This window comes from Microbacterium testaceum (assembly GCF_001476655.1).
GTDB classification, from domain to species: domain Bacteria; phylum Actinomycetota; class Actinomycetes; order Actinomycetales; family Microbacteriaceae; genus Microbacterium; species Microbacterium testaceum_C.
The window spans coordinates 1-1,282 of the sequence record NZ_LDRT01000257.1 but is presented as its reverse complement, the minus strand read 5'-3'; the positions used below and the strand labels follow the sequence as shown (position 1 = coordinate 1,282).

Here is a 1,282-nt window from a genome sequence, read left to right as displayed (position 1 = left end):
AGCTGGAGGGAGGAGACGCCGAGATCGAACAGGATGCCGTCGACCTTGTCGACACCCGCGGATGCCACGGCCGCGGCGATCCCGTCGTAGACGGTGTGCACGAGGGTGACGCGATCGCCGAACCGCGCGAGCCGCTCCCCCGCGATCCGCAGGGCGTCGGTGTCGCGGTCGAGGCCGATGAGACGCGCGGTCGGGAAGCGCTCGAGGAACGCCTCGGAGTGCCCGCCCATACCGAGCGTGCCGTCGACGAAGACGGCATCCGGTCGCTCGAGGGCGGGAGCGAGCAGTTCGGCGCAGCGCTCCAGAAGGACGGGGGTGTGGATGTCGCGGATGTCCATGAGATGTCGGGGCCGATCCTCGGCTCTGATCCCCATCCGCATCGACCTGGCGCCGGGGAAGTGCGTCAGGGCATGCGGCTGGGAGTCACAGCCGAGGGTCAGAACAGTCCCGGGATCACCTCCTGCTCCATCTCGGCGTACGTTTCTTCGTTGCTCTCGGCGTAGGAGTTCCACGCCTCGGCGTCCCAGATCTCCGCGTGGGCGCCGACACCCGTGACGACCAGCTCGCGACCGAGGCCAGCGTACGCGCGGAGGGCCGGGGGCACGGTGATGCGGTTCTGGCTGTCCGGCTTCTCGGCGCTGGCCCCCGAGAGGAACATGCGCAGGAAGTCGCGGGCCTGCTTGTTGCTGAGCGGAGCCTCACGGATGCGCTCGTGCACGCGCTCGAACTCCTCGGTGCTGAACACGTAGAGGCAGCGGTCCTGCCCGCGCGTGATCACCACTCCGGCGCCGAGATCGTCACGGAACTTCGCCGGCAGGATGACCCGACCTTTGTCGTCGAGCTTGGGTGTGTGCGTTCCGAGCAGCATTCGGGCGTCCACCCCCTTCGTCCGGCCTGCGAAGTTTCCCCCACTTTACTCCACTGCCCTCCACTTAGCCATAAACCCACGCCCTCTTCTGGGCGCAGTGAGGTTCGTGTACAGTCCGCGTGCGCCGCGATCGGCGCCGGCGTCCCCCGAAATGGCGCGGATTCTCGGGGCCTGCAGCACGGCCGAGGCCCTCCGTGGAGGAAAAGGGAGGACTTTCGCGGCTCCCCCGCTCGCGAGGGCCCGATCCCGCGCCCGGGCGCACGAAAAAGCACCGGCTCCGAAGAGCCGGTGCTTATCGAGGGTGAGGGCTTAGCGCTCCTCGTTGCGGCGGTCCCAGCGATCGTTCTGTCCCTTCATACCATCTGCCGCTGCCGACGACCTTACGTCTGTCATTCTCGATGTAGCAGCGTATAA

The 1,282-nt window shown here is 67.6% G+C and carries 2 protein-coding genes; both read right to left on the bottom strand.

Going from position 1 to position 1,282, the window contains the following annotated elements:
• On the bottom strand, window positions 1-338 hold a 338-nt coding region (gene mraW / locus NS220_RS18855; RefSeq protein ID WP_153004385.1), incomplete at its 3' end, for a 16S rRNA (cytosine(1402)-N(4))-methyltransferase.
• Between the two features lie 98 nt (window positions 339-436).
• Complete coding sequence (mraZ, locus tag NS220_RS18850; protein WP_058596015.1) at window positions 437-868, bottom strand: division/cell wall cluster transcriptional repressor MraZ; 432 nt, start codon at window positions 866-868, stop codon at window positions 437-439.
• Window positions 869-1,282: the final 414 nt, after the last annotated feature.